Raw genomic sequence first — 2,179 nt, 5'->3', positions numbered from 1 at the left:
GTTTTATACCCAATTTGCCTGGCGGCCATAGTGCTGTAGAACCACCTGTTCCCATTCCGAACACAGAAGTGAAATGCAGTTACGCCGATGGTAGTGCAACGTACGTTTGTGTGAGAGTAGGTCACTGCCAGGCATCCTTTTGAAAGAAACCGCAATCAATTGATTGCGGTTTTCTTGTTTCTGTACTACCATAATTTCATGATTAGACATGCAAGATTTACTGATATCGTAGCCATAAATGATATCTATAATTATGAAGTTATTAACGGTATAGCTACATTTGATACTGAAAAACGATCATTTCTAAAAGCTGTTTCCTTCTATTTCAATCATCGTAGCTTAGTACATCCCCTTTTTGTATATGAGTCCAATCATAGAGTAGTTGGATTCTGTTCTTTGTCTTTATATAGAGAGAAATCAGCTTTCAGATCTACAGTTGAAATTTCATTGTATGTGCATAAGGATCATCGCAATGAAGGTATAGGATCTAGTCTTTTATCTTATGTCATAGATTATGCAAAAAAATCTAGTGAGATAACTAATATTGTTTCTGTCATAACCAGTGAAAATGAAAGTAGCATAAAGCTGTTTTCAAAAGCCGGTTTTATCAATAGTGGCATTATTGATAAGTGTGGAAAGAAATTTAATAGAGATCTTGGTATAACCAATATGTATTTACTTGTATAGGTGCTTTTATGAATGTATTAGAATGTATAAAAACACGTCGTTCAGTTAGAAAATTCAAATCAGATCCTGTCAGCAAAGATCTGATTTTAAAAGTTATAGAAGCAGGAACATATGCTGCAACAGGCAGAAATGCACAGTCTCCTGTAATTATTGCAGTTACTGATAAGAAGTTAAGAGATGAAATTAGTGCATTAAATGCAAAAATTTATGGTAATGAGAATTTCGATCCTTTCTATGGCGCACCTGTTATTCTAATTGTTGCTGCAAACAAGGCTAATCCTACATTTGTATATGATGGATCACTTGTTCTCGGTAATATGATGCTAGAGGCCCATGAACTGAATCTTGGAAGTTGCTGGATCCACAGAGCAAAGCAGTCAATGGATTATCCTTTATATAAAGATTTATTTGCAAAACTCGGTATAGAAGGTGAGTATGAAGGTATAGGTCATCTTGCACTTGGATATATTGATGGAGAGTATCCTGAAACAAAACCAAGAAAAGATGGCTGGTACTATTTTGTAGAGTAGAAAAATTAAGGGACCAAATATTTGGTCCCTAACTTCTTTTATAGTATTTTTTTACCAGATGTTCAGTTCGTACTGAATTACAAGACAAACTGCTGTAATTGATAACCAGCATGCTAAACCAAGCATTATTGGCATAAATCCTGTCTTTATCAGTTTTACTACATTACAGTTAAGGCCGATAGCTGCCATTGCCATAATAATGAAGAATAAAGATACATCCTTGAATGGTTTGAATATCGATGCATCTACACCATAGTAAACTGCTACTGTAGTGATTAGAGCTGCAATAATGAACATAACAATGAAACTTGGCACAAGGTTAATTAACTTAAGTCTTGAAACTCTTTCCTGCTCACTTACATTATGTCTTTTTGCATACCATACAGATAAGTATAGAACAATAGGAATAATTGCCAGTGTTCTTGTAAGTTTAACTGTCACTGCCTTATCAAGTGTGTCGTGACCTAAAGAGAACATGCTATCCCATGTTGAAGCTGCAGCTGTAACTGATGATGTATCATTAACAGCGGTACCTGCAAAAATACCGAATGCTACTGCATCGTGGCTCATTCCAATAATGTCGCCAAGTGTTGGGAATACTAATGCTGCAACTACGTTGAAGAAAAATACAACAGATATTGCCTGGCCTATTTCCTCATCATTTGCCTTGATAACAGGCGCAGTAGCAGCGATTGCAGAACCACCACAGATTGATGAGCCAACTCCAATTAGAGTCGCAAGTTTAGTTGGCAACTCAAAAATCTTACACATTGCAAAAGATACAATAAGTGATGTTGCAATAGTAGAAATGATAATAGGAAGAGATTCTTTTGCAGTCAGGAATATAACATTCAGGTTTAAACCAAAACCTAACAGAATTACAGCATACTGCAGAACTTTTTTGGATGTGAATTTGATACCGGCTCCTGCAGCTCCATGATTAGTCCAAAACATGCAGATGA

General features: G+C 35.9%; 3 protein-coding genes and 1 rRNA gene. 3 read left to right on the top strand and 1 reads right to left on the bottom strand.

Annotated features, from left to right (window positions below):
- The first annotated feature begins 17 nt into the window (after positions 1-17).
- From rrf to ACJML3_RS07575, 3 genes are all read left to right on the top strand, one after another.
- Positions 18-133, top strand: a 5S ribosomal RNA gene (gene rrf, locus ACJML3_RS07585).
- Positions 134-198: 65 nt separating this feature from the next.
- Positions 199-687 (top strand): GNAT family N-acetyltransferase, encoded by a 489-nt coding sequence (locus tag ACJML3_RS07580; RefSeq protein WP_406022043.1) that lies wholly within the window; start codon positions 199-201, stop codon positions 685-687.
- Positions 688-695: 8 nt separating this feature from the next.
- Positions 696-1,217, top strand: a complete 522-nt coding sequence (locus ACJML3_RS07575; RefSeq protein WP_406022041.1) for a nitroreductase — start codon at positions 696-698, stop codon at positions 1,215-1,217.
- 51 nt (positions 1,218-1,268) lie between these two features.
- Here ACJML3_RS07575 and ACJML3_RS07570 read toward each other — a convergent pair.
- Positions 1,269-2,179: YeiH family protein (locus ACJML3_RS07570; protein ID WP_406022039.1), on the bottom strand; the 911-nt coding region annotated here is incomplete at its 5' end.

The sequence above is a fragment of the Succinivibrio sp. genome (genome assembly GCF_045124615.1).
In the GTDB taxonomy this organism is placed as follows: domain Bacteria; phylum Pseudomonadota; class Gammaproteobacteria; order Enterobacterales; family Succinivibrionaceae; genus Succinivibrio; species Succinivibrio faecicola.
This window is presented reverse-complemented; position numbering and strand designations above follow the sequence as displayed.